Here is a 24,594-nt window from a genome sequence, read left to right as displayed (position 1 = left end):
GACAGTTAGAAACCTAGACGGAGAGCGGCGTGTACTCGTTAAGGCGCTCGGAAACCACCCACGGTTACGTCAGGAGAGCCGATATATTCGTCAGTTTGAATAGCGGTAGCGTCGTCGCGAGCACCAGACCGGCAACAATCGGAACGAATGCCGCCCGCCGCCCGTAACCGCGCAGCCAGCCTCGACGGCTGGCGCGCACGAGCACGATGCCATCGAGCGCGGCAGCGAACACGATCGGCATGAGCACGGCGCTGTACTGCCAGGTTGGACCCCAGTAGCCCGAATTATCGGACAGAAACCGCCAGGCCAGCGTCGGCAGCAACACAAGCGCGAGCGGCGATCGCACCGCAATCACGCCGCCGGCGACGAGCAGCAGAAGCAGGGTCACACCCTTCTGCGGCTGCAGCAGTGCGGCCGGATCATTCAGAATACTCAGTGGGTCGATGCTACTCGAATAGGCCCAGGCTCCATTCGGGTTGAGCAGCGGCAGTATCACGAGGCTCGCGAGCGCGAACCAGCCGATACCCCAGACGCCAAGCCACACTCCAAGCGGATGCCGGCTGCGCACGGCCAGCACGATGCCGAGGGCGGCAACGGTGAGGCCGAGGTCCTCCTTGACGAACACAAGCGGCATCGCCCAGAGCAGGCACGCCATCCACTTGCGCAGCAGAAAGGCGGTCAGCGACAGGGCCAGCAGCGGAACGGCGAACGCGATCTCGTGAAACTGCGCCTCCACCGCGCCCTGCAGTCCCCAGCTGAGGCCGAAGGCCAGCCCGAACAGCGTGCCGGTCGCGGGTCCGAGCAGCCGGATTGCACCACAGGTGAGTGCAGCGGCGGCCACGCCGAACAGGGCGTTCTGCACCACCAGCAGGGTGAAGGCGTGCGGAAAGATCGCAAAAATCGGGCCGAGCAACATCAGGAGTGGATGAAAGTGGTCACCCAGCAGGTTGAATCCCTCGCCCTTGATAGTGACAATCGGTGCCTCGAGCGCGGCATACTGCCCGGCCAGCTGGGTGAAGATGCCCAGGTCCCAGGACGGAGCGGCGAAGCTGCGCCACTGTAGGGCCGAGAATACGGTGTACAGCGTGGTCGTCATGAGCCCGACGGCGACCGGGAGTAAAGTCGGCCGCCCCATGCCTGGCCGAAACATTCCGACGCGAAATCCCCTCATTCGACCACGCTAACGCACCGGCATTAAGCGCTGCAGCATGTCACCGTGCCCCAGCGTCGCCCAGCATGTCGCCTCGACCGGTACCCTGCGCACCGAGGGAGCAGACGGAGCGTCCAGACAGCGCCACCCGCGCCGCAGCATCCGCTTGACTGAGATTCTGTCGCAGTCCGGGGCCCTTGGCCCTGTTTCAGGGGCGCGGCGCGAACCCGACCCTCAGCGCACGCAACCGCACGCTGGCCCAATCGTGCGCTCGCAGCCCCTCTACACCGGCGAGTGTCCCAGAAAACACCTTCGCATCCCTCTGCGAAGGTGTTCTCTTTATCCCGGTGCTCTTACAGGTCGGCGAGCAGAGTGACCGGGTTTTCGATGCAGCCGGACACATAGGTGAGAAAACCCGCGGCCGTTCCGCCGTCGCAGACCCGATGGTCGAAAACCATCGAGAGTTCCACCACAGTACGCACCGCAAGTTCGTGATCGACCACCCAGGGCCGTTCCATCATTCGCCCGATACCGAGAATGGCCGCCTCCGGGTGGTTGATGATCGCGGCCGAACCGTCAACACCGAGCGACCCGAAGTTGTTGAGCGTGAAGGTTCCGCCGGTCAGTGCGCTCGGCGCGAAGGTGCCGTCCGGCGACTGCGCCACGAGCGCGGCGAGGGCGTCGCGCAGTTGACGTGTGCTCATCGCATGCGCCCCGTGGATGACGGGAACCATCAGTCCGCGTGCGGTCTGCGCCGCAATTCCGAGGTTTACCGCGCCGTGCTGCAGAATCTCCTGACTCGCAGTATCGACCGAGGAGTTGAGCACCGGATACCGGCGTAAACCGGCCACCACGAAACGCGCAATGAGCGCTGTGACGCTGAATCGTTCTCCGGTCGTCTGGAGCAGCTGATCTCGCGCGGCAAACAAAGCCGTCGCGTCGACGTCGAGCCAGATCGTCGCCTCTGGAATCTCCCGCCGCGACGTGGTCAGCCGCTGCGAGACAACCTTGCGCAGTCCGGAGATCGGAATGCGGATATCCGCGGTCTCGTGGTCGGTAGGTGCCGCGCGAGGCGGCGTCGCCACAGCCTCAACGACGGTTACCGCTGGCGTCGTTAGCGCGCGAATGTGTTCCTCGACGTCGCTGCGCAGCACCAGACCGTCGTGCCCGTTGCCGGACAGCAGGCTCGCGTCAAACCCGTTCTCTCGCGCCAGTCGGCGCACGATCGGCGATACGACAGGGGAGCGGTGGTTCGAGTCGAGGCCGCTCGTCGAAACGGCGCTCGTCGAAACGGATGCCGCCTCGGCCGGTCGCTCGGCCGCGATTGCGGGCGTCGGTGCGGGCGGAGCCGGCGCATCCGTTGCCGCGGGGGCAGCAACGCTCGACGTGCCGGCGCGGCCGAACCGGCCAGCGGCCACGCGGCGGGCCGGCCTGGTGCTCTCGGTCGTGCCGTAGCCCACGAGAACGGCGCCGGAATCTTCGGTGGCTGCGGCGACGGTGGCCGCAGCGGCCGGAACGCCGACGGGTGCTCGTGCTGAACCACCTGAAGCGGCCGAACCAGCGGGCGCGTCGCCCATTGCTTTGCCCGCTGCGGCATCCGCTGCAGTATCGACCACCGTCAGCAACACCTGCCCGGCGTGAATGACCTGGCCGGGCTCGCCGAACAGGCTCGCCACGACGCCGCCGTAGGGCGACGGCAGCTCCACGATCGACTTGGCCGATTCAACCTCGACCACGGCCTGGTCGATGACGATCGTGTCACCGGGAGCGACCAGCCAGGCCACGATCTCGGCCTCGGTCAGTCCTTCACCGAGGTCGGGCAGCAGAAACTCGCGGCTCATCAGGACCACTCCCAAGTCGACAGTGCGGCGAGAATACGGTCGGGAGTCGGCAAGAAATACTCCTCGAGTTTGGGCGACGGGTACGGAATATCGAAGCCGGTGATGCGCAAAATTGGCGCGGCCAGGTAGAAGAAGTTGCGTTCGGTCAAACGAGCGGCCACCTCGGCGCCGTAACCGCCGAACTGGGCGGCCTCGTGCACAATCGCGGCCCGGCCGGTCTTTCGAACGGAGGCCCCGACCGTCTCGTCATCAAACGGCGACAGCGTGCGCAGGTCGATGACCTCAATGGAGAGCCCCTCAGCCAAACCCTGTTCGGCCGTCGCGAGGGCGGTCTTCACAGTCGGACCGTAGGCGATGAGCGTGACATCGCTGCCCTCCCGCAGCACGACGGCCCGGTTCAGCGGCTCGGTCTGCACCGGCAGCGCCAGCGATGCCTTGCTCCAGTAGCGACTCTTCGGCTCCATGAAGATCACCGGGTCATCGCTCGCAATGGCCTCGCGCAGCATCGAGTAGGCGTCGGCCGGGTTTGACGGGCTCACCACGGTCAGCCCCGGCGTCGCCGTCCAATACGCCTCCGAGGAGTCCGAGTGATGCTCAACGCCGCCGATATCACCGGCGTAGGGAATGCGAATGACGATCGGCAGCGAAACCTTACCGCGCGTACGATTACGCATCTTCGCTACATGCGACACGATCTGCTGGAACGCCGGGTAGCTGAACGCGTCGAACTGCATCTCCACCACCGGGCGCAGGCCGTACATGGCCATGCCGATCGCCGTTCCCACAATGCCGGCCTCGGCCAGCGGCGAGTCGCTCACTCGGGTCTCGCCGAACTCGGCGTACAGGCCGTCGGTCACCCGAAACACGCCGCCGAGCGGGCCGACGTCCTCGCCGAACAGCACGACCGTTGGGTCATCGACCATGGCGTCGCGAATGGCCGCGTTCAGGGCGGCGGCCAGGGTCAGGTTTTCGGGCGCGCGCACACCGGTACCGGTCTCGAGGGTCTGCTGGGGGCTCATCGGGTGCTCTTTTCGTTTTCACCAGCGGATGCTTCGGCGTCGCCGTCGAGTTCGGCCGCCAGAAAGGCACGTTGCTCGGCCAGAGCGGTGCGGGGAGTGGCGTAGACGTGCTCGAACAGCTCGAGCGGATCGACCACCGCTTGCTCGGTCATGCACTCCCGGGTCGTCGCCGCGAGCGTCTCGGCTGCGGCAGCAATATCGGCGCGCTCGTCGTTGGACAAGGCCCCCTGGGCGATGAGGTACTTCTCCAGGCGTTCGATCGGGTCGCGGCTGCGCCACAGGTCGACGTCGGCGGTTTTGCGATAGCGGGTGGGGTCATCCGAGTTGGTGTGGGCCTCGATGCGGTAGGTGAGGCCTTCGATCAGGGTCGGGCCGCCGCCGTTGCGCGCTCGGTCGACCGCCGCCGACACGACGGCGTACATTGCGGCGGCGTCGTTGCCGTCGACGTAGAAGCCGGGCATGCCGTAGCCGATCGCCTTGTCGGCGATGGTTCGGCAGGCCATCTGTTTGTCGAGGGGAACGCTGATCGCGAACTGGTTGTTCTGTACTACGAAGACGACGGGCGCCTGCCAGACCGCGGCAAAGTTGAACGCCTCGTGGGCGTCACCCTCGCTCGTGGCACCGTCGCCGAGCAGGGTAAGCGCCACGGTGTCGTCGCGCTTGAGCTTGGCCGCGGTTGCGAGGCCCACGGCGTGCAGCGCCTGGGTGGCGAGCGGCGTCGCCTGCGGGGCGATGCGGTGCTGCTGGTAGTCGTAACCGCTGTGCCAGTCGCCGCGGAAGGAGGCGAGAATGTCCTTCGGCTCGACGCCGCGGGTGAGCAGCGCGATGCTGTCTCGGTAGGTCGGAAACAGCCAGTCCTGCGGGGCGAGTGCGGCGACGGCAGCGATCTCGCAGGCTTCTTGGCCGAGCGCGGACGGGTAGGTGGCGAGGCGACCTTGCCGAGTGAGGGCGGTGACCTGCACGTCGAACCGGCGGGCCACGACCATCTGCCGATAGAGGCCGAGCAGCGTCTCGATCGGGGGAAGGACGAATCCGCCGCTCTCGCTGTCGGGGACGGCGTTCCCTGAATCATCGATCAAACGCAGGGGTGGGGGTGCCAGCACGGCCGTCAGCGGCGTGCTCTCGACATTGAGGCTCATGAGCCAATGGTGCGCCCTTTTTTACAGGTCTGGCTGCGCTTTTTCGCAGTTGTGAACGATTGGCCGATCATGCGCGAGACGGCGACCAATCGGCATAGTTGAGTCCTGAATCAGTGCCAGGCGTCCGGAGTCGCGCCGGGCGCGTGCCCGGTGATCTCGTCGAGAATGAGGTGGGACCGGGTCGAGATCACCCCGGGCATAGTGTGGATATCGCGCAGAATGGCCTGGCTGAGCTGCTCATGGTCGGGAGCGCTCACCGTGAGGATGATGTCGATATCGCCACTCACAGCCTGTGCCTTCTCGACGAAAGGCAGTTCGGCGAGCTGCGCGGCGATCGCGCCCCAGACGACATCACCGATTTTCACAACGACGAGCGCCGACACGTTCAGCCCCAGGGCCTTACGGTCGGTCTGGGCACCGAAGCCGGTGATTACGCCGTGGCTGATCAGCTTCTGCACCCGGGTGTGGGCGGCGGTGCGGGAGATGTGCACCTGCAGGGCCAGCTGGCGCATCGAGAGTCGACCGTCCCGGCTGAGCTCGGCGATGATCTGGCGATCGGTGCTGTCGAGTCCGGGGTGGGGAGTCTGGGGCTGCGTCATTGAACTCTCACACTACCGGCGCGGGCGCAGCTACCGGAGATTCGCGCAGAGCGGATTTGCGCAGCACGCGAAGATAGTGATTCTTGGGCCAGTGTCGCAGCGCGCGCGGCAGACGGGGATAAATCAAGCGGATGCCGCCCAGCACGCGATCAAAGCGCCGTTCGTGCCGCTTTGACCAGGGGAGTTCGAACAGCACACGAACGCGGGGCGGTAGCAGTCCGGCGGTCATGAGCCGGGCCAGCGGGAGGGCGGCTCGATACCAGAACGGAGCCGACCGCGAGTGCAACAGCTCGTGCGCGACCGCGCGGGTGGCGGCATCCGTTGTCAGCAGCGGCAGTTGCTCGTTCCAATACTGGCGAAAGGCGGTGCGATCTTTCGGCCACAGTTCTGGCGGCACCTGCAGCGACGTGCCGAGCCGGGCGTATTCGCTATAGACGGCATCGGCCGTGTCGTCGTCGAGTGGGCCGTAGATCAACGCGTGCAGGTGGGTGGCTGATTCATACAGGGTCGCAGCAACCCAGAGCTGCAATTCGGGGGTAAAGGCGTTGTACTTGGGAGTCGTGCCGACTGAGTGCACGGGAACGTGCGCGTGATTGACCCGTGCGGCCATCGCTGCGGCCAGGTCGGCCTCGCCGAAGACGGTGGCGTAGACGTAGCTGAGTGTGCCGTTCAGCCGGGCGAGTGGTTTGGCGGCGAAATGGCTGTGGTCGGCAACACCGTGTCCGATGGCCGGATTCGCCAGCTGCAGCAGGATGGCCCGGCCTCCAGCAGCGATCAGCAGGCTCTCACCCGCCACCCCACGCAGGCTTGGTGCGTGTGTGCCCACAGAGACCTCCCAATAAACACGCAGAACCTCGTGACAGGGTGAGCCTATTCGGTCGGCCTGAGTTTAAGTCCCGTCTGAACGCCCGAACAGGAAGAGATGAATATTTGTTTTCTGGGGAATATGAACGTCTTCTATGCGCTTGCATGTATCCGAGGGCGACAATTCCTGGGCCCACATACTTGAGGAGAATTTCTATGAGCGAGACCACGATCACCGACATCCCGGGCTACAAGGCCGGAACATGGATCATCGACAAGACCCACAGCTCCGTCAGCTTCAGCATTCGTCACATCGTCATCAGCAAGGTCAAGGGCACCTTCGATGACTTCGACGCCACCTTTGTGACCGGCGAGAACCCGCTCCAGACGAGCGTCACCGCCTCGGCCAAGGTCGTCTCGATCAACACCAACGAGCCCAACCGCGACGGTCACCTTCGCACCGGAGACTTCTTCGACGCTGAGACGTACCCGACCATCGACTTCGCGTCGACCGGTGTGCGCGTGGTCAAGGGTGAGTACCTCGTCGACGGCAACATCACCATCAAGGGCGTTACTAAGGCGGCCACGTTCGAATTCGAGTTCGGCGGCTTCGGCGGAGATCCCTACGGCAACTACAAGTTCGGCGCCACGGCCAAGACCGAGGTCAACCGTGAAGACTTCGGCCTCACCTACAACGCTGCCCTCGAAACCGGCGGCATGCTGCTCGGCGACAAGGTCACCATCACCCTTGAACTGCAGGCCGCGCTCAACGCGTAACCCGTAGCATTCCTGGTGCAGGGCCTCACTTCGGTGGGGCCCTGAGTCGTTAATGCGAACTGACGAGCATCCACGCGGTCAGGCGTCAGCGCAGCGCAACGCATCGAGATCGGTCCAGCCGAGATCTTGATAGTTGGGAGCCCAGGTTTTCACCCGGGCGAACGCCCCGAGCTGCCGTGCGGCCCACTCGAGCACACGGGGTTGATGGGGCGGCTGCACTCATTCGCTCACCCTGACACGTTTAACCGTGCGGTCGAGGCGACGGATCGCGAGCAGAGCGGCGATGACCAGAAGAATGCTGCCCCCAAAGATCACGCCCTGCGTGGTGTGCTGTGGTATGACGAGCAGGAGGGAGCCCATCAGTATGGCAATGGCTGCGATCGTGAGCCCGAACGGAACAGCCGCGCGCAGGCCAGCGCGCCAGGCGGCATCCGAGTCGCCGGGTTGTCGTCGCCGAAGGCCGTTGAGCGACCGTGGATTGAGCACTCCCCGATAGGTGAGTACGTTCATCAGCACGATGAGCAGCCCGACAGCGATGTAGAAATACCCCATGATCACGCACCCTTCCTCGTTCCACCCTATCGATACCGAACGTGCAACCAGCTGTTCCGCTCCACCGCGGCTCACTGTGCAAAGCGCGGTGTGTGCGTCGTCCATGGGGCCGAAGTTGTTGTCTCGTGGGCTTGCCGGAAGACGCGAGCGCGAGTTACCGTCTTCGGCCTTATTATCGCCTGGCCCTGTCGCCCTGCACGCCCGAGTCAGACCGGGCGGGTGTCCTGGCCATCGAGCCACAACTCGACGGACTCGTCACGGTGCACCCCGTCGGTTCCGACGTGCTTCTCGCTGATCGTCGTGCCGTTCTTGATCACGTAGACGAGCGCCATCGCGTGGCCGCGGCCGAGGCCATAGTCGGTTTTGAGCCAGTCGACGATGGCGCCGGCTTTTGTCGCGGGGTCGTCGAATCCGTGCTCGTGCGCCAGCGCGACGAGTGCACGCGGGGTCAATCCGGACTTGTCTTCGATCGCCGTGAGATAGGCCTGAAAGGACATATGACCTCCTAAATAAGCGGCGCCTGGAGCGGCCGAGCCGCTGCATCTTGGGGCTTGAAACGCCGTCTAGTGATAGACTGCGCACGATTTTTACCCCACACGCTGAATCTGGAAACCGCGTCGGGCTACAGCGACAACGAGCGCCTACGCCCTCAGTACAGCGCACCTCGGCGGCACGATCACAATCACCAGCACGAAGGCAGGTTACGGCGCAACCAGCACGACTAGCGCCGCGACCGCACCGGTACGGCCGGGCAAGTTGATCGGCCCGACGCCGAGCGTCAACGCAGTGGTCAGAGCCGGCCAGCAACTCGTCGCAGTACCCGGCAGCTGGACTCCGGCAGCGGCGGACCGGAACCACTGCAGGACCGTCAAGGGCACAGCCGCCTAGACCGGCTACCTGACCGTGCTGAAGAAGAGCGTCGCAACGCCTAAAGCTTCTTAGTACTCGATCATGGGGCCACGCGCAGACGGGTACAAGTTGTTGATCTGTGCCAAGGTACCGATGTGGGGTTCACCGCCTAGAGTCGCTCTTAGAGCGTGACTCCAGCGGCTAGATTAACATTCCATTTCGACAAGGAGCGTTCGTGTTTTCCATTTCTGACCTGTACATTGCCATCGTCGCGGCCCCCATGGCCGGCGGCGCCTCAACGCCTAACCTCGCTGTCGCCGTGAGCGATGCCGGCGGCCTCGGCTTTCTCGCCGGCGGCTACAAAACGCCGCAGGCCTTGGCCGAGCAGATCGTCGACGTGCAGCAGCGCACGAAGAATCCCTTCGGTGTCAACCTGTTCGTTCCGCAGGCGCCCCTGACCGACCGGGCCGCCGTCGAGACCTACCGCGGTATGCTCGCTCGCGAGAACCCCGCGGCCACATTCGGTGAAATTGACGAGACCGACGACGACTGGTTCGCCGACAAGGTGGCCGTCGTCATCGCGCACAAGGTTCCGGTGGTGTCTTTCACCTTTGGTCTGCCCCCACGAGACTCAGTGGAGCGGATACACTCGGCCGGCTCGTTCCTGATCGCCACGGTCACCTCGGTGCCCGAAGCCCTTGAGGCGGTCGATCGCGGCGTCGACGCGCTCTGCGTGCAGGGGCCGGAGGCCGGCGGGCACCGGGGGACCTTCGCCACGCGGGACGAACCGGGCACCCTGGCATTGGGGGAGCTGTTGATCGCGATTCGCGAGGCGGTAACACTGCCGCTGATCGTAGCGGGCGGCATCCACTCCGGCGGGCAGATCGCCTCGTTACTGGCCGCCGGTGCCGAAGCTGTGCAGCTCGGCACTGCCCTGCTGCGCACCGACGAGTCGGGCGTGAACCGGGCCCACCAGGACGCCCTCGTCGATCCGCGATTCACCGAAACCGTCATCACGCGGGCCTTCTCCGGTCGCCCGGCTCGGGCCTTGCGCAACGCCTTCACCACCGCCCACGACGCTACCGCGCCCCGGGAGTATCCGCAGGTGCACCACCTCACCAAGACCGTGCGAGCGGATGCCGCCCGCCGCGGTGACCCAGACGGCCTCGCACTCTGGGCCGGCACCGGGTTTCGCGAAGCGAGCACCGGCTCAGCTGCGACCGTGCTCGCAAGGTTGTGGGCCGATACGCACGCTGCCGTCGCCCTGTAGCGCGGCGCCCTGTAGCGGCGCAGAACCAGTGGGCGTGCACCCCAAGGTAGGCTCTTTCGACAGGGTGTGCAGCATCCGCTCCCCGGTAGATCAGCGTCGATCGGCACGAAAGCCGCCAGGCCGATCCGATCGCACGACAAGAAATGGTTCTCTTTTGCGCAAAATCATTATGTTCCGGGCGGGCAAGCTCACAGTCGCCGTCACGGCACTGCTGGCCCTGGCGGGCGGATTCCTCGGTGTCAGCGCCGCGGCCGCAAACCCATCGCAGGCCGCTGTCACCGGCGAAAACTACGTCATCGGCACCGACACCACCTTCGCGCCGTTCGAATACCGCGAAGACGGTGAACTCACCGGCATCGACATGGACCTGGTTCGCGACATCGCCGCGAACCAGGGCTTCACGGTCGAGATCAAGTCACTCGGCTTCGATGCGGCGCTGCAGGCGCTGCAGTCCAATCAGGTGGACGGCGTCATCGCCGGCATGTCGATCACCGACGAGCGCGAGCTCATCTTCGACTTCTCCGACCCGTACTTCGACTCCGGTGTGCAGATGGCCGTCGCCGAGGACAACACTGAGATCACCGGATACGCAGGTCTGGCCGGCGAAACCGTCGTCGCCAAGCGCGGCAGCGAGGGCGAAACCTTCGCCAACTCGATCAAGGACGAGTACGACTTCACGGTCAAGGCCCTCGCCGACTCGGCCACGATGTATGACGACGTCAAGGCCGGCAACTCCGTCGCGGTGTTCGACGACTATCCCGTACTCGCCTACGGCATCAACCAGAACAACGGGCTCAAATCGGTCACCGAGAAGGAACAGGGCAGCTCCTACGGTTTCGCCGTCAACAAGGGGCAGAACCCCGAACTGCTCGCCGCCTTCAATACCGGTCTGGCCGAGCTGAAAGACAACGGCGACTACCAGACCATTCTTGATACCTACCTGGAGCAGCCGGCGCCTGCCGCGGCGTCCGGTTTCTTTGGTCTGCTCAGCGACAGCATGCCGGCGCTCATGAAGGGGCTCGGGCTGACCCTGCTCGCGACCGGCCTGTCCATTCTGATCGCCCTCGTGCTCGGTGTGCTATTCGGCTTCTTCACCGTCTCCGAGAGTCGCATTCTGCGCGGCATCGCAAGCGTCTACGTCAGTATTTTTCGCGGAACTCCACTGCTCGTGCAGGCCTTCTTCTTCTACTTCGGGCTGCCGCAGCTCAGCGGGCAGTCGATCGATGTACTCACCGCCGGTGTGCTCACCCTGAGCCTGAACGCCGGTGCCTACATGACCGAGATCGTGCGCGGCGGAATCCAGTCGGTCGATCCGGGCCAGACCGAAGCCGGTCGCAGCCTCGGTCTCGGCTACGTCACGACCATGCGCCGCGTCGTACTGCCTCAAGCCGTGAAGATCATGACGCCGTCGTTCATCAACCAGTTCGTGATGACCCTGAAGGACACCTCGCTGCTCGCTGTGATCGGATTCGCCGAGCTCACCTATCAGGGCCAGCAGATCTACGCGGCGAACTTTCGCACCGGTGAGACGCTGCTGATCGTCGCGGCGCTGTACTTCATCGTCATCAACCTGCTCACCATGCTCTCCAACAAGCTTGATAAGAGGTTCAACAAATGAGCAAGATCAGTGTCACGGGCCTCCGCAAGTCGTTCGGATCCAACGAGGTCCTCAAGGGCCTCGACGTCGAGATCACCGAGGGCGAGGTTGTCTGCGTCATCGGCCCCTCGGGTTCCGGTAAGTCCACCTTTCTGCGCTGTCTGAACAAGCTCGACGAGCTCAGCGCCGGCACGGTCATCGTCGATGGATTCAACCTCAGCGACAAGACGGTCGACCTGAACGAGGTGCGCCAGCACATCGGCATGGTGTTTCAACACTTCAACCTGTTTCCGCACATGACGGTGCTGCAGAACATCATGCTCGCGCCGACCGAGTTGAAGAAGGAATCCAAGGCGGATGCCCGCGCCACCGCCCTGAAACTGCTCGACCGGGTGAGTCTGTCCGACAAGGCGGATGCCCGCCCCGCGCAACTCTCCGGCGGCCAGAAGCAGCGCGTCGCGATCGCCCGGTCGCTCGCGGTGAACCCCGACATCATGCTGTTCGACGAGGCCACGAGCGCCCTCGACCCTGAAATGGTCGGGGAGGTGCTGCAGGTCATCCGCGACCTCGCCGCCGAGGGCATGACCATGATCGTCGTCACCCACGAGATGGGTTTCGCCCGGGAGGTCGCCGACCGGGTCATTTTCATGGCTGATGGCCTCATCGTCGAAGAAGGAACTCCAGCCGAGCTGTTCGGCAACCCGCAGCATGAACGCACCCAGGATTTCCTCTCCAAGGTGCTCTAAGCCGTGTGACCTGAGAACGGATGCCCCGCGCGAGACTCGCGCGGGGCATCCGTTTTTCTGTCGGTAAAGTCGCGGGCGCGCCCGATATTGACAAGCGCTACGGTAACTAACGAACCGTTGTAGCGGGTACCCGTTTCGGGCGCAGCCGGCACTGCGGGCCGCGGCCATCCCCTCCTGCGCAGTCATCGGAGCGGATGCACCGGCTCAGGCCCGATCGCCGACGATCTCCTCGCGTACCCGGCGCAAGTCTTCCATGAGGGAGCCGATCAAAATCCAGTGGTCGGGGTGTGGCGTGACGATGCGCAGCGGCGCGGTCAAAGCCAGCACCTCGGGTGCCGGCGGTTCGGGCGCAACCGTGAAGTCGCCCTCCGTACGAGCGAGCAACCGCAGATCGTGGGCAGCCCGGGCCAGCTCCTCGGAAAAAGCCTGAACGCTCGGCTCGAACTGCAGGGACGCATCATAGTGATCGTGCAGGGCTCGGGTCATGCCGATGGCACGGGTCACAAGCGTCGGCAGCCGCCCGATCATCTCATGGTCCGCGTCGAGCGCCAGACGCAGTTTGGCCTTGCGTGGGTTGAGCATGAGGCTCTCCTCCGCCTGTGCGATAGCCTTCTCCGCCTTCACCAGCATGGGGCGCAGCAGGCGAGCCTTGATCATCAGCTCCATCAGATCGACCGGGCTCTGCGGTGCGCGCAGCGCCTGGGCGATGCGCACGAATGTATCAGCCACCTCGCGAGCGAGCAGCCCCACCGCATCGCGTGCCGGCGCAATCAGCACCGGCGGAACGATCAGGGCGTTGATGATGAGCGCGATCCCCGCACCGATGAACGTTTCAAAGATGCGATCGAGGGCGTACCCCGGCGTCGTCGCACCGAGCGCGAGCACGAGCATGGCGCTGATCGGAATCTGGCTCGCCGAGACCGGCGATAGTCGCAGGGCCCAGGCGACAAGGATGCTGACCACGATCGTGCCGAGTACGACCCAGCTCGACTGGCCGAGGAAGAAGCCGATCGTGGAGGCGATGATGACTCCGCCGATGACGCCAGCGGTGCGTTCGATCGCGCGCCCGAGGGTCTGATTGACACTCGGCTGCACCACGAGCAGGGCGGCGATCGCAGCGAAGATGGGTAGTTCGTTCGGCAGCAGCAGCTGGGACACGATCCAGGCCAGGGCGACGGCGACAGCCATCTTCACAACCTGCAGCACCGGGAGGCGGGTGGAGATGCGCAGGGCCGATGTTAGTTTCACCGCTCAAGGCTAACCCGGCCGCTCATCAAGCGGATGCCGACGCACCCGCAGCTCCCGCGGCCGGCGCTCGAGTGCGACACCGGGAAACCCGGCGTCGCGAGCTGCTACCACTCATTGCTGTCGTGCATCGTGGTGACGGCGTCGATCAAATGGGCGATTTCGGCATCCGTCAGACCCGGAAGCGGCCAGCAGTCCGCGCCAGTTGGTCCGGGCCACCGGGGAAGAACCGCCGCCGACGGCAAAGGTGGCCGGGTCGGCCTTCCAAACGGTCACCAACTCTTCGATCGTCTCATAGGGGGAGTCGGCGGCTACGAAGATCGCGCCGGCTTCTTTGCAGCGTCGTTATGCCTGGGTCGCCCGTCGTCCGAGCTAGCTCAGGTCGTCGTCGGTGCGAGCGCCGAACACGATTTCGTCCCAGCTCGGCATCGATGCGCGACCGCGCTTGGGTGTGGTGCGCCCATGGTTGGTGCGCTCCTGCGCCCGGGCAGCCTGATTCGCCCAGGCGTTGCCGGTCGGTTCCGGCGTGGTCGCCGGCGCCGCACTGGACTCGTCGGTAACCGGGCTGTCCGTGGCCGAGGACCGACGGGGCCGCATCGCCGCCGCAGGCTGCACCGACGCGGATACCATCGGCGGGGCCACGGAGGCATCCCGGCTGCCAGCCGCCTCGCGTTCGCCGCGGCGCCGACGCAACGATTCCAGAAGATCCGCGGTTTCGCTCATGTTCGATGCCGGCTCGGCAGCGCGTTTGATCGCGGCTTTGGACACCGCATCATCCCGGCTAAGTGAACGGGAGAAGGGCACAGCCTCGAGGTTCGGGCTGGTGTCGTTCAAAATCTCGTCGGGCAGGGATTCCTTGAAGTTGAAGGCGTTGCTGTCGAAGCGGGAGACGTCGGCGGCGCTCGTCTCCGAGCCGACCGCGCGCAGCCGGGGAATGAGTGAACCCTTGAGCTCGCCCTGCTGCGAGAGCGCGATGGCTTCGCTGCCCACCGGTGAGAGTGAGTTTTTCTTGGGTTCGAAGCCCCAGCGGGCGTCGTGGTCGATCTCGTCTGCGGTGAACGACAGTTTGACGATCCATCCGCCGCCGGGCTCTTTCCAGCTTGCCCAGCGTTCGCCGGTGGCGCCAAGCGAGGCGAGACGCTCCCGAATGACGCTGCCGAAGTTTGCGTTCTCATCGACCGGATCCGGATCGATAGCAGTGTGCACCGGTACGCTGAGCGCCGACGAGACGATGTATTCCCGTTCGGCTACGACCGGGCCTTCGAAGCGGCGCACGTAGTCGAGGGACGCGCCGGTGACCGCCGCGACATCCTCGGCGGACATGCCAGAGCGAATGTGCGCCTGAACTTCCCGGGGGGAGAGTTTGGGCGCGAGGCTCCGCTCCGTCTGGGTTTGGCGAAGCCGGGACTGAAGAACCTCGTCAATGGCGATGCGATATCGGTCACCATCTTCGGACGCTGCGAGCAGCGCACCGTTCTCAACCCCAATAACCTTCAATTCCTGCATGAAGACAAGCCCTCTCGCGATTACCGTTGGCTGCAAGACTGCCACGACTTGGGGTCATTTTGCGGGAATACGCTGGGCGTGCCGCAAGTTGTTTTCCGTGTCCGAATAAATAGGTTGGCGGACGGTTTGCTATTCCGTCCGGATTGTTGGAAACTATGCCCGCCGATTTCGTTTATCGGCGTAACTGGAATGGATGGGCATGGCAACCGATTACGACGCACCCCGAAAGACTGAAGACGACTCCGAGTCGATCGAGGCCCTCAAGGAACGTGTGCCAGATAAAATGTCCGGCAGTGTTGATGTTGACGACTCCGATAACCCGGGTGGGTTCGACCTACCCGGCGCCGATTTGTCCGACCTGGATCTCGATGTCGTCGTTCTGCCCGCGCAGGCTGACGAATTCACCTGCGTGAATTGTTTCCTCGTGAAGCACCGCTCGCAGATGGGCCACGAGACCAAGCTCGGCACTGTCTGCTTGGAGTGCGACTCCTAGACCTACTGGCCGATGTTGGCCGTTCGTGATCCATTGATCGCGGCGGCCAACTCTGCCGGGTGCCGGCTGGAGATGATCCAGTATGGCGCCGGATCGGTCGGATCGACGATGGGTACGCGCACGACCGGGTCGATCCAGCCGCGAATGAGCAGCCAGGCCCGGGCATCCAGCCTGGGACCGCGCTCCTGGGTGGCTTCGACCTTCGCGAAGAAGACAGCTTCCCCCAAAAGGTGGGTAGAAATCGTGGCCGGGCCGGCGATCAGCTCGCCGTTCTGCACCCGCACGACCGGCGAGGCCAGAACGAGCAGCAGTACGCAGCCGCCATAGAGGACGGCGGCCGTGATGATGCCGGCCGGCAGGGAAATCGGGACGAGCACCAGGATGCTCGCCGGTATCACCAATGCGGTGACGATGAAGGCCCATGGAGTAGGCCAGAGTTTTTCGCGGTAATCAGGCATGGCTCTATTCGATCAGATATCTGCACTACCCTCGACACGTGGCAGAAAGCGTCGAAGTACTGATCCAAACATCCATCCTCCCGAACTATGCACATCCCGGTGATGCCGGGGCTGATCTGCATTCGGCCGAGGCTGTCGTGCTCGCTCCCGGTAACCGTGCACTTGTCGGCACCGGCGTGTCGATCGCGTTGCCAGATGGTTTTGCCGCCTTTGTCGTTCCGCGTAGCGGCCTGGCTTCCAAGCGCGGCATCACCATCGTGAATTCCCCGGGAACAGTGGATGCCGGCTACCGCGGCGAAATCAAGGTGGCCCTGCTCAATACTGACCAGAACGAGTCGTTCACGATCAACATCGGCGACCGCATCGCCCAACTCATTGTGATGCCCGTTGCCCGGGCCACCTTCATCGCTGTGGACCGACTACCCGGCAGCCACCGCGGCGAGGGCGGCTTCGGTTCAACGGGCATAGAAGCTACTCCAATAGAAGGTGCGCCAATGTCGAGCAATACTGCCCCGCAGACAGGAGAAAATCGGTGACTGACATCACGACCCCCGGGGATTTCCCACAACCCCATGCCAAATCGGCACCAGAGAACCGTGAGAGCGATGGCCCGTTCGACGAGTCCGAAGCCAACCCGGTGCGGCCATACGTCGACCTCGGCGGCATCAAGATTCTGCCGCGGGAAGGCCTGCACCTGCGCCTCGAAATTGAAGAGGGTAGCAAGCGCGTCGTTGCCATCGGTCTCGACTTCGCCGGGTCGACGCTGCAGGTGCAGCCGTTCGCCGCTCCGCGGTCGAGCGGCTTGTGGCATGAGATTCGCGATCAGATCGCCGACCAGATAGGCAAGCAGGGTGGTACCACGACACCACGCGAGGGCCCGTTCGGCCCAGAACTCGTCGCCGAGATTCCGGTTGCGGCCGGTCAGGAAGCCGGCGGTGTCACCCGCCTGGCCCGTTTCATCGGCGTCGACGGCCCACGCTGGTTCCTCCGTGGCGTGATCGCGGGCGAGGGCGCCATCGATCCGAATGCCGCAGCCCAGATTGAAGATCTGTTCCGCAGTCTCGTCGTCGTGCGCGGGGGAACCCCGATGCCGCCGCGTGATCTGATTCCGCTGCGCATGCCCGCCTCGCCCACCGGCGCGACCGAGACCGCCACGGTCTAACGAGCCATGAGCGACACCCCCGGTCAGAACGGCCAGCAGGGCCAGCGCGATGAAGCGCACAATCCGGTGCCGACGCCAGAAGCGGCGCCGGCACCCGCTCCGACGCCGGAGCAGGCGCAGACCGCGTCAGCCTTGTTCGCCGAGTCGATGGCCGGGGCAGCCCGCCGAGCTGGATTCGGCGCGGCGACCGAAGCGGAGCCGATCAGCGGCCAGGCCCTATTAAAGGCGATGGGCGGCATCCGCGGACTGATCGAGGCTGTATTGCCCGGCTTGGTCTTTCTGGTCACCTATACACTGACCATCGACCCGTCGACAGATGTGACGAGTGACCCGATCGGCACACTGCTTCCCTCACTCGTCGCTCCGCTGGTCATCGGCGTGATCTTCGTCGCCCTGCGCGCGATCACCAGGCAGACGACGACGCCGGCGCTCGGGGGACTGGTCGGCACCGCGATCAGCGTCGCGCTGGCACTGTTCTCCGGCAAGCCCTCCGATTTTTTCCTGGTCGGCCTGTGGACCAACGCCGGCTACGGCGCCGTCCTGCTCGTCTCCGTGCTCGTGCGCTGGCCGCTGATCGGCGTCGCCGTCGGGTTTCTTATGGGTGACGGCGTCGCCTGGCGCCTCGACGCCAGCAAGCGCCGCGTGCTGACCATTCTCACTCTGTGCTGGACCGGCCTGTTTCTTGCCCGCCTCGCTGTGCAGCTGCCGCTCTACCTCGCCAATAACGTCGAACTGCTCGCCTCGATGAAGCTGCTCATGGGCATTCCGCTCTACGCACCGCTGCTCGTCGTGTCCTGGCTCATGGTGCGTTCCGTTTATCGCAAAGCGGATGCCGCCGACGCGGTCTGAGAATCGACCTCAGCCGGCATGGGTGCACTGCTAGAGTTATCTTGACGTCAAGATAGTTGACCGACGAGCACTCGTCGGAGCAACTCGATGGAAAAAGGCAGCTCCCGGCATCCGCTGGTAAGGCTTGCCTTGCTGGCACGAGGTTGTGCCTGTCACAAGAATTGAGGATTGCCGCCGGTTTCCCGTCGGCTCCTACAACGGAGAGGGCACTGTGTCGGATTCAAAAAGTACCGCGGTAAATAGCTTCGGAGCCAAAGACACCCTGCGCGTTGGTTCGACAGACTATGAAGTCTTTCGTCTGGACGCGGTCGACGGTTACGACAAATTGCCATACAGCCTGAAGGTGCTGCTGGAGAACCTCCTCCGCACCGAAGATGGAGCCAACATCACCGCCGAGCATATTCGTGCCCTCGGCTCGTGGGTTCCCACCGCGGAACCCGACACCGAGATCCAGTACACGCCGGCTCGCGTCGTCATGCAAGACTTCACCGGCGTTCCCTGCATCGTCGACCTCGCCACCATGCGTGAAACCCTCGTCGACCTCGGCGGCGATGCAAAAAAGATCAACCCGCTCGCCCCGACCGAAATGGTCATCGACCACTCCGTTGTCGCCGACCTGTTCGGCACGACCGACTCGTTCGAGCGCAACGTCGAGATCGAATACGAGCGCAACGGTGAGCGCTACCAGTTCCTCCGCTGGGGCCAGACCGCGTTCGACGACTTCAAGGTCGTTCCTCCGGGAACCGGAATCGTGCACCAGGTCAACATCGAGTACCTCGCCCGCGTCACCATGACGCGAGAGGTCAACGGCGTTCTGCAGGCGTATCCAGACACCTGCGTCGGCACCGACTCGCACACCACCATGGTCAACGGGCTCGGCGTGCTCGGCTGGGGCGTCGGCGGAATCGAAGCCGAAGCGGCCATGCTCGGCCAGTCGGTCTCCATGCTCATTCCCAAGGTTGTCGGCTTCAAACTCTCCGGCATCATCCCGGCCGGCGTCACCGCAACGGATGTCGTGCTCACCATCACGCAGATGCTTCGCAAGCACGGCGTGGTCGGCAAATTCGTCGAATTCTATGGTGCCGGTGTCGCCTCCGTGCCGCTCGCCAACCGCGCGACCATCGGTAACATGAGCCCCGAGTTCGGTTCGACGGCTGCCATGTTCCCGATCGACGATGTCACCCTCGGCTACCTGCGCCTCACCGGTCGCAGTGAAGAGCAGGTCGCCCTGGTCGAGGCCTACTCGAAGCTGCAGGGCCTCTGGCACAACCCTGACAAGGTCCCCAACTTCAGCGAGTATCTCGAGCTGGACCTCTCCACGGTCGTTCCCTCCATCGCCGGACCGAAGCGCCCGCAGGACCGCATCATCCTCTCCGAGTCGAAGTCGCAGTTCGAGCGCGACCTAGATAACTACACCAACGCCCCCGTCTCCCTGGTGGATGCTGCAATAGAGGGTACGTTCCCCGCCTCTGACCCGCTCGGCCTCACCTCGCAGGATGAAGAAACCGCGCACGAGCACGCCTATCAGAGCAGTCTGGTGCGCCACACCAGCCACCCGACGAAGTCGCACCCGCAGCCTACCGACGTGAAACTTTCGGACGGTCGCGAGTTCACGATCGACAACGGTTCGGTAGCCATCGCGGCCATCACCTCGTGCACCAACACGTCCAACCCGAGCGTCATGCTCGCGGCCGGTCTGCTGGCCCGCAACGCGAGCCTCAAGGGACTCAAGAGCAAGCCGTGGGTCAAGACCACTCTCGCACCCGGCTCCAAGGTCGTCACCGAGTACTACGCGAAGGCCGGTCTCAACGGGTACCTCGAAGACCTCGGCTTCTACCTCGTCGGCTACGGCTGCACCACCTGCATCGGTAACTCCGGCCCGCTCGAAGACGAAATCTCCTCGGCCGTGCAGGACAACGACCTCGCCGTCACCGCAGTGCTCTCCGGCAACCGCAACTTCGAGGGACGCATCAACCCCGACGTGAAGATGAACTACCTCGCGAGCCCGCCGCTGGTCATCGCTTATGCCCTCGCCGGCACGATGAACTTCGACTTCGACACCGATTCGCTCGGCAGGGACACCGAGGGCAACGACGTGTTCCTCAAGGACATCTGGCCCGACGCCGACGAGGTGCAGAAGACCATCGACGAGTCGATCGACTCCAACATGTTCGAGACGCAGTACGCCGGTGTCTTCGAGGGTGACGACCGCTGGAAGTCCCTGCACACCCCCATCGGCGATACCTTCGCCTGGGATGCCGAGAGTACCTACGTGCGCAAGCCCCCGTACTTCGACGGTATGACGCTCGAGACCAGCCCGGTCGTCGACATCAGTGGTGCTCGCGTGCTCGCCAAGCTCGGCGACTCGGTCACCACCGACCACATCAGCCCTGCCGGTTCGATCAAAGCGGATGGCCCCGCCGGCCGCTATCTGGCCGAGCACGGCATCGCCCGTGGAGACTACAACTCCTACGGCTCGCGCCGTGGCAACCACGAGGTCATGATTCGGGGAACCTTCGCGAACATCCGTCTGCGCAACCAGCTCCTCGACAACGTCGAGGGTGGCTTCACCCGCGACTTCACCGTCGCGAGCGGCCCGCAGGCTGATATCTACGATGCCAGCCAGAACTACCAGGCGGCCGGTACCCCGCTCGTCATCTTCGGAGGCAAGGAGTACGGTTCGGGTTCCAGCCGGGACTGGGCAGCCAAGGGCACGAGTCTTCTCGGGATCAAGGCTGTCATCGTTGAGAGCTTCGAGCGCATCCACCGCTCGAACCTCATCGGCATGGGCGTTGTGCCCCTGCAGTTTCCGATCGGCGAAACTGCCGACTCGCTCGGTCTCGATGGCACCGAGATCGTCTCGATCTCCGGCATCACCGCGCTGAACAACGGCACCACGCCGAAGACCGTGCGCGTGACCTGCGTTCCGAGTGAATTCTCGGCCGCCGGCAAGGCACCGATCGAGTTTGACGCTATCGTGCGCATCGACACCCCGGGTGAAGCCGAGTACTACCGCAACGGCGGCATCCTGCAGTACGTACTGCGTTCGCTCGTCTGAGCGAACCAGGGCGCTGCCAGCACCTCGCTCTACCAGCACGACACCGGCGCGTAGACTCGATTCACTCGGGTCTGCGCGCCGGTTTGGCTTGATCCGTATAGCACTGTTTTGTATAGCAGCATGAAAGGTATGACGGATGATCCTTCTGGAGAGGATTCACGGTCCGCGGGACCTCGATGGTCTTTCGAAAGAGCAGCTGCCACAGCTAGCCGCCGATATTCGACGGTTTCTGGTGCGCGAGGTTTCGAAGACCGGCGGACACCTCGGGCCGAACCTCGGCGTCGTCGAACTAACCATCGCCATCCACCGGGTGTTCCATTCACCGACCGACGCGATCGTCTTCGATACCGGCCACCAGTCCTACGTGCACAAGCTCCTCACCGGCCGTCAGGACTTCAGCAAGCTGCGTTCGTTCGACGGTCTCGCCGGCTATCCGCAACGTTCAGAGTCGGAGCACGACATCGTCGAAAGCTCGCACGCCTCCAGCTCACTGTCCTGGGCCGACGGTATCTCCCGAGCCTTCGAGATGACTGGCCAGACCGACCGGCACGTGGTCGCCGTCGTGGGCGACGGCGCGCTGACCGGCGGCATGACCTGGGAAGCCCTCAATAACATCAGCGACGACAACACGCGTCGACTCATCATCGTGGTCAACGACAACGGCCGATCCTACGCGCCGACGATCGGCGGTATGGCGCGCTTCCTGAACACGGTGCGCACCCGCGCGGCCTACCGCGATGCCTACCTGACCAGTCAGAAGGTGTTCGACAAACTCGGCGCACCCGGTCGGGCAATGTATCGCGGGGTACGCGGCGGCCTGCACGGGTTCCTCAGCAAGGTCACCAACAACGAAGCGCTCTACTCCAACCTCGACATCAAGTACATCGGTCCCATTGACGGGCACGACGTGCACGCTATGGAGGAGGCCCTCACTCAAGCCAAGGGCTACGGCGCGCCGGTCATTGTGCACGCCATCACCCAGAAAGGCAAGGGCTACGACCCGGCCGTGCAAGACACGGCCGACCAGTTCCACGCGGTCGGGCAGATCGACCCGGAAACCGGCGAATCCATCGAAGGGCCGGGCGCGGCATCCTGGACCTCGGTCTTTGCCGACGAATTGTTGCGACTGGCCACCGAGAACGAGCGGATCGTCGGTATCACCGCCGCCATGCTGCGCCCGACCGGGCTGCACAAGATGGCCGAACGTTTTCCGGCTCGCGTGCACGACGTGGGCATCGCCGAACAGCACGCCGTGACGAGCGCCGCCGGGCTGGCCTTCGGCGGCCTGCACCCGGTTGTGGCCCTCTATGCCACCTTCATCAACCGGGCTTTCGACCAGGTGCTGATGGATGTGGCCCTGCACAAAGCCGGCGTCACCTTCGTGCTCGACCGCGCCGGCGTCACCGGTCCGGATGGCCCAAGCCATCACGGTATGTGGGACCTTGCCATTCTGCAGGTCGTCCCCAACATTCGTCTGGCCGCGCCGCGGGACTCCGTGCGCCTGCGCGAAGAACTGGCTGAGGCCGTCGCCGTCGAGGACGGCCCCACGGTCTTGCGCTATCCCAAGGGCACCGTCGGCCTGGAGCTCGAGGCCATCCGCCGCCTCGACGATGGCGTCGACGTGCTGCAGGAAGCGACCCAACAGGATGTGCTGATTGTCACGGTTGGTCCCATGGCCGCGATCGGACTCGACGTGGCTGACCGGCTCGCCGCGCAGGGCATTGGAGCGACGGTCGTCGATCCGCGCTGGGTCGCGCCGGTGCCGCGCAGCATCATCACCCTCGCCGCCGCCCACCGCATCGTGGTCACGATCGAAGACGGCATTCGGGTCGGCGGAATCGGTACCCGTATCCGGCAGGATCTGCGGGAAGCCGGTGTGGACACCGCGGTGACCGAACTCGGCCTGCCCGACCAGTTCCTCGACCACGGCACCCGCGCCCAGATCCTGGAGCGCGTCGGCCTCACCCCGCAGGCGATCGCCCGCGACGTGGTCGCTATGGTGCTCGGCAGTAAGATTCCGAACGCCCGCCCCTTGCCCGCCGACCATACCGACACCGGCGCTATCCAGGTAACCCGCCGCGACTAAGGGCTCGTAAGTAAATAACCTAGACGCATGCCGTTTGGGGTGCCATGGCAGTGCTGTGTCGGTTCCCGTGGAGGTCGAAGAGTCGCTGGCAGTCAAGTTCGCCGCGTTGTTCCCGCATCTTGATGAGCGTCAGCGACGGTTGCTGATGGGGGCTGAGGCTCGCGTGCTGGTCATGGCGGGGTCGCGGCGGTGGCCCGGGCGGCTGGCGTGAGACCGTCACTGCCGAGCTCGACGGGAGCATCTACCCCAAAGGCATCAAGATCACTGACCGCGAAATGGCAGATCTGGAAACCCAGCACCTGACCAGGCACGACTTCCATGGCGAGTGGAACTACAGCGTGAGCCCAGGAAAGTTCGCCCAACAAAGGTGATCTCAGCACGTGAGATGCCGAGTTACGCGTGTCTTTGATTTACGGGCCCTAAGCGCCCGCGCGCGGTGCCGCTGCCACACCCGTTGTGGTGCTGGCGGCCACCGACCCCGAGCAGTAGGGGGCCGCCCTCCTCGGGCCGTGAAATGGATAACATGTATAACGGAAAACCCACTTGCCGGATTCACCTCTATGAGATCAAGAGCCCTGGGCTGGGCGGCGCCGGGCGCCTGCCCGCCCCCTCGCTGTTGCGACTCGGAGCGGGAACCAAGCACGGCCGGGTCACGGACCTCGACGGTTTCGGTATCGCGATGCTCTTCTTCAGTGACCCGGACGGGGTTCACCTGGAACTGACGGACCTCTCTAACTCAGTAGTGCAGCCGGACCGGTTGAACATCCACTCTTGCCCGCGGAGTGGGATCGAGCGGCTGCTTGGTCTGCCCTCGCTCCCGACCGGCGTCACCGTGCACGGTGACGTCACCGGACTGTACGCCGGACGACGTGCGGTGGATGATCGCGGCCCCGGGCCGCCTCGCTAGGTCCGCCAGGAGGCCGGTCTTCCACCTGCCTCACTTGGCCCTGGCAGGACAGCTGGGAAGGGCTCTTCAACGCGGCCTGCGGTCCACCAAGCCCAGCAACTACCTGACCACCCAGCCCCAACAGGGCCCAACCTCAGCACAGTGGAAGAACCGGACAGACCGGCAGCCTCCGTTGGCACAGCCCGCCCGAAGGTATCCCCTATCGCAGGGGTCGCCGCCCTGGCTCTGCTCTTGCTGCTCACCGTTTCTGCCGCCGCGTCATGATGAGTACCTCGCGAAGCGCGCCATTGCCTCCGGCCTCCAGGACCATCCGGGCCAAGCACAAGTCGAGGGGCAGCGCCGCAATATTGCGACCGTATGCCGTGAGCCGCTTGCGCGAGTCGGTGGTCCGAGCACCTGCGATGTCACTTAGCCTGAATCCACCGGTCGACCTTTGAAGGAATCTTGATTTCGGTTTGGCGGGTTTTCTGATTTTCGGGCGTGGGTG

At 64.4% G+C, this 24,594-nt stretch carries 22 protein-coding genes and 3 pseudogenes; 13 read left to right on the top strand and 12 right to left on the bottom strand.

Annotation, left to right across the window (positions count from 1 at the left end; all coding sequences use genetic code 11):
• Nucleotides 1-64 precede the first annotated feature (64 nt).
• From CXY71_RS02650 to CXY71_RS02625, 6 genes are all read right to left on the bottom strand, one after another.
• Nucleotides 65-1,171: a DUF2079 domain-containing protein gene (locus tag CXY71_RS02650; RefSeq protein ID WP_104134153.1), complete on the bottom strand. Its 1,107-nt coding sequence runs from the start codon at nt 1,169-1,171 to the stop codon at nt 65-67.
• Nucleotides 1,172-1,503: 332 nt separating this feature from the next.
• Complete coding sequence (locus CXY71_RS02645; RefSeq protein ID WP_104134154.1) at nt 1,504-2,991, bottom strand: dihydrolipoamide acetyltransferase family protein; 1,488 nt, start codon at nt 2,989-2,991, stop codon at nt 1,504-1,506.
• Entirely contained in the window at nt 2,991-4,010 is a 1,020-nt protein-coding gene (locus CXY71_RS02640) for an alpha-ketoacid dehydrogenase subunit beta (protein WP_104134152.1), read from the bottom strand. The genes CXY71_RS02645 and CXY71_RS02640 overlap by 1 nt, the downstream gene beginning before the upstream one ends.
• Nucleotides 4,007-5,149, bottom strand: coding sequence for a pyruvate dehydrogenase (acetyl-transferring) E1 component subunit alpha (gene pdhA, locus CXY71_RS02635; RefSeq protein WP_104134151.1), 1,143 nt, complete (start codon nt 5,147-5,149; stop codon nt 4,007-4,009). The genes CXY71_RS02640 and pdhA overlap by 4 nt, the downstream gene beginning before the upstream one ends.
• Nucleotides 5,150-5,259: 110 nt before the next feature.
• On the bottom strand, nt 5,260-5,748 hold the full coding sequence (locus CXY71_RS02630) for an Lrp/AsnC family transcriptional regulator (RefSeq protein ID WP_104134150.1): 489 nt from the start codon (nt 5,746-5,748) through the stop codon (nt 5,260-5,262).
• A 7-nt stretch (nt 5,749-5,755) separates the two neighbouring features.
• Entirely contained in the window at nt 5,756-6,574 is an 819-nt protein-coding gene (locus tag CXY71_RS02625; RefSeq protein WP_233204347.1) for an oxygenase MpaB family protein, read from the bottom strand.
• Nucleotides 6,575-6,768: 194 nt separating this feature from the next.
• Here CXY71_RS02625 and CXY71_RS02620 point away from each other — a divergent pair, with 194 nt between their 5' ends.
• Nucleotides 6,769-7,329, top strand: coding sequence for a YceI family protein (locus CXY71_RS02620; RefSeq protein WP_104134148.1), 561 nt, complete (start codon nt 6,769-6,771; stop codon nt 7,327-7,329).
• A 219-nt stretch (nt 7,330-7,548) separates the two neighbouring features.
• Here CXY71_RS02620 and CXY71_RS02615 read toward each other — a convergent pair whose 3' ends face one another.
• Nucleotides 7,549-7,986 carry a hypothetical protein gene (locus CXY71_RS02615; RefSeq protein ID WP_146072723.1) on the bottom strand — a complete coding sequence of 146 codons (438 nt, stop codon included), beginning with the start codon at nt 7,984-7,986 and terminating at the stop codon, nt 7,549-7,551.
• Between the two features lie 101 nt (nt 7,987-8,087).
• Entirely contained in the window at nt 8,088-8,378 is a 291-nt protein-coding gene (locus CXY71_RS02610) for a DUF4287 domain-containing protein (protein WP_104134146.1), read from the bottom strand.
• 587 nt (nt 8,379-8,965) lie between these two features.
• On the opposite strand from CXY71_RS02610, the gene CXY71_RS02605 reads away from it, so the two are divergent.
• The 3 genes from CXY71_RS02605 to CXY71_RS02595 all read left to right on the top strand — a co-directional run bounded on the left by CXY71_RS02605 (nt 8,966) and on the right by CXY71_RS02595 (nt 12,343).
• On the top strand, nt 8,966-10,000 hold the full coding sequence (locus CXY71_RS02605; RefSeq protein ID WP_104134145.1) for a nitronate monooxygenase family protein: 1,035 nt from the start codon (nt 8,966-8,968) through the stop codon (nt 9,998-10,000).
• A gap of 154 nt (nt 10,001-10,154) precedes the next feature.
• On the top strand, nt 10,155-11,618 hold the full coding sequence (locus CXY71_RS02600) for an amino acid ABC transporter substrate-binding protein/permease (RefSeq protein WP_368665848.1): 1,464 nt from the start codon (nt 10,155-10,157) through the stop codon (nt 11,616-11,618).
• Nucleotides 11,615-12,343, top strand: coding sequence for an amino acid ABC transporter ATP-binding protein (locus CXY71_RS02595; RefSeq protein WP_104134143.1), 729 nt, complete (start codon nt 11,615-11,617; stop codon nt 12,341-12,343). The genes CXY71_RS02600 and CXY71_RS02595 overlap by 4 nt, the downstream gene beginning before the upstream one ends.
• Nucleotides 12,344-12,547: 204 nt before the next feature.
• On the opposite strand, the gene CXY71_RS02590 is transcribed toward CXY71_RS02595, so the two are convergent.
• The 3 genes and pseudogenes from CXY71_RS02590 to sepH form a co-directional block, all read right to left on the bottom strand.
• Entirely contained in the window at nt 12,548-13,591 is a 1,044-nt protein-coding gene (locus CXY71_RS02590) for an aromatic acid exporter family protein (protein ID WP_104134142.1), read from the bottom strand.
• Between the two features lie 216 nt (nt 13,592-13,807).
• Nucleotides 13,808-13,924, bottom strand: a pseudogene (locus CXY71_RS22540) (tripartite tricarboxylate transporter substrate binding protein); the annotation flags it as partial.
• A gap of 36 nt (nt 13,925-13,960) precedes the next feature.
• Entirely contained in the window at nt 13,961-15,094 is a 1,134-nt protein-coding gene (sepH, locus tag CXY71_RS02585) for a septation protein SepH (RefSeq protein WP_104134141.1), read from the bottom strand.
• A gap of 199 nt (nt 15,095-15,293) precedes the next feature.
• On the opposite strand from sepH, the gene CXY71_RS02580 reads away from it, so the two are divergent.
• Nucleotides 15,294-15,587 carry a DUF4193 domain-containing protein gene (locus CXY71_RS02580; protein ID WP_092112645.1) on the top strand — a complete coding sequence of 98 codons (294 nt, stop codon included), beginning with the start codon at nt 15,294-15,296 and terminating at the stop codon, nt 15,585-15,587.
• A 2-nt stretch (nt 15,588-15,589) separates the two neighbouring features.
• Here CXY71_RS02580 and CXY71_RS02575 read toward each other — a convergent pair whose 3' ends face one another.
• Complete coding sequence (locus CXY71_RS02575) at nt 15,590-16,045, bottom strand: DUF3093 domain-containing protein (RefSeq protein ID WP_104134140.1); 456 nt, start codon at nt 16,043-16,045, stop codon at nt 15,590-15,592.
• Nucleotides 16,046-16,083: 38 nt separating this feature from the next.
• Here CXY71_RS02575 and dut point away from each other — a divergent pair, with 38 nt between their 5' ends.
• The 8 genes and pseudogenes from dut (at nt 16,084) to CXY71_RS21375 (ending at nt 24,107) form a co-directional block, all read left to right on the top strand.
• Nucleotides 16,084-16,581 carry a dUTP diphosphatase gene (gene dut / locus CXY71_RS02570; RefSeq protein WP_104134139.1) on the top strand — a complete coding sequence of 166 codons (498 nt, stop codon included), beginning with the start codon at nt 16,084-16,086 and terminating at the stop codon, nt 16,579-16,581.
• On the top strand, nt 16,578-17,207 hold the full coding sequence (locus CXY71_RS02565) for a DUF3710 domain-containing protein (RefSeq protein ID WP_104134138.1): 630 nt from the start codon (nt 16,578-16,580) through the stop codon (nt 17,205-17,207). Before dut ends, CXY71_RS02565 begins: the two co-directional genes overlap by 4 nt.
• Nucleotides 17,208-17,213: 6 nt before the next feature.
• Complete coding sequence (locus tag CXY71_RS02560) at nt 17,214-18,056, top strand: DUF3159 domain-containing protein (protein ID WP_104134137.1); 843 nt, start codon at nt 17,214-17,216, stop codon at nt 18,054-18,056.
• Nucleotides 18,057-18,267: 211 nt separating this feature from the next.
• Nucleotides 18,268-21,114: an aconitate hydratase gene (locus CXY71_RS02555; protein ID WP_104134136.1), complete on the top strand. Its 2,847-nt coding sequence runs from the start codon at nt 18,268-18,270 to the stop codon at nt 21,112-21,114.
• A 136-nt stretch (nt 21,115-21,250) separates the two neighbouring features.
• On the top strand, nt 21,251-23,200 hold the full coding sequence (gene dxs / locus CXY71_RS02550) for a 1-deoxy-D-xylulose-5-phosphate synthase (protein WP_104134135.1): 1,950 nt from the start codon (nt 21,251-21,253) through the stop codon (nt 23,198-23,200).
• 55 nt (nt 23,201-23,255) lie between these two features.
• Nucleotides 23,256-23,410: pseudogene (locus tag CXY71_RS02545) on the top strand (ISAzo13 family transposase); the annotation flags it as partial.
• Between the two features lie 2 nt (nt 23,411-23,412).
• A pseudogene (locus CXY71_RS02540) lies at nt 23,413-23,571 on the top strand (hypothetical protein); the annotation flags it as partial.
• A gap of 152 nt (nt 23,572-23,723) precedes the next feature.
• Nucleotides 23,724-24,107 (top strand): hypothetical protein, encoded by a 384-nt coding sequence (locus CXY71_RS21375; protein ID WP_199184181.1) that lies wholly within the window; start codon nt 23,724-23,726, stop codon nt 24,105-24,107.
• Nucleotides 24,108-24,594: the final 487 nt, after the last annotated feature.

The organism is Cryobacterium sp. Y62 (assembly GCF_002929785.1).
Classification (GTDB): Bacteria; Actinomycetota; Actinomycetes; order Actinomycetales; family Microbacteriaceae; genus Cryobacterium.
Note: the sequence above shows the minus strand (reverse complement) of the source record. Positions and strands in the feature narration are given on the sequence as shown.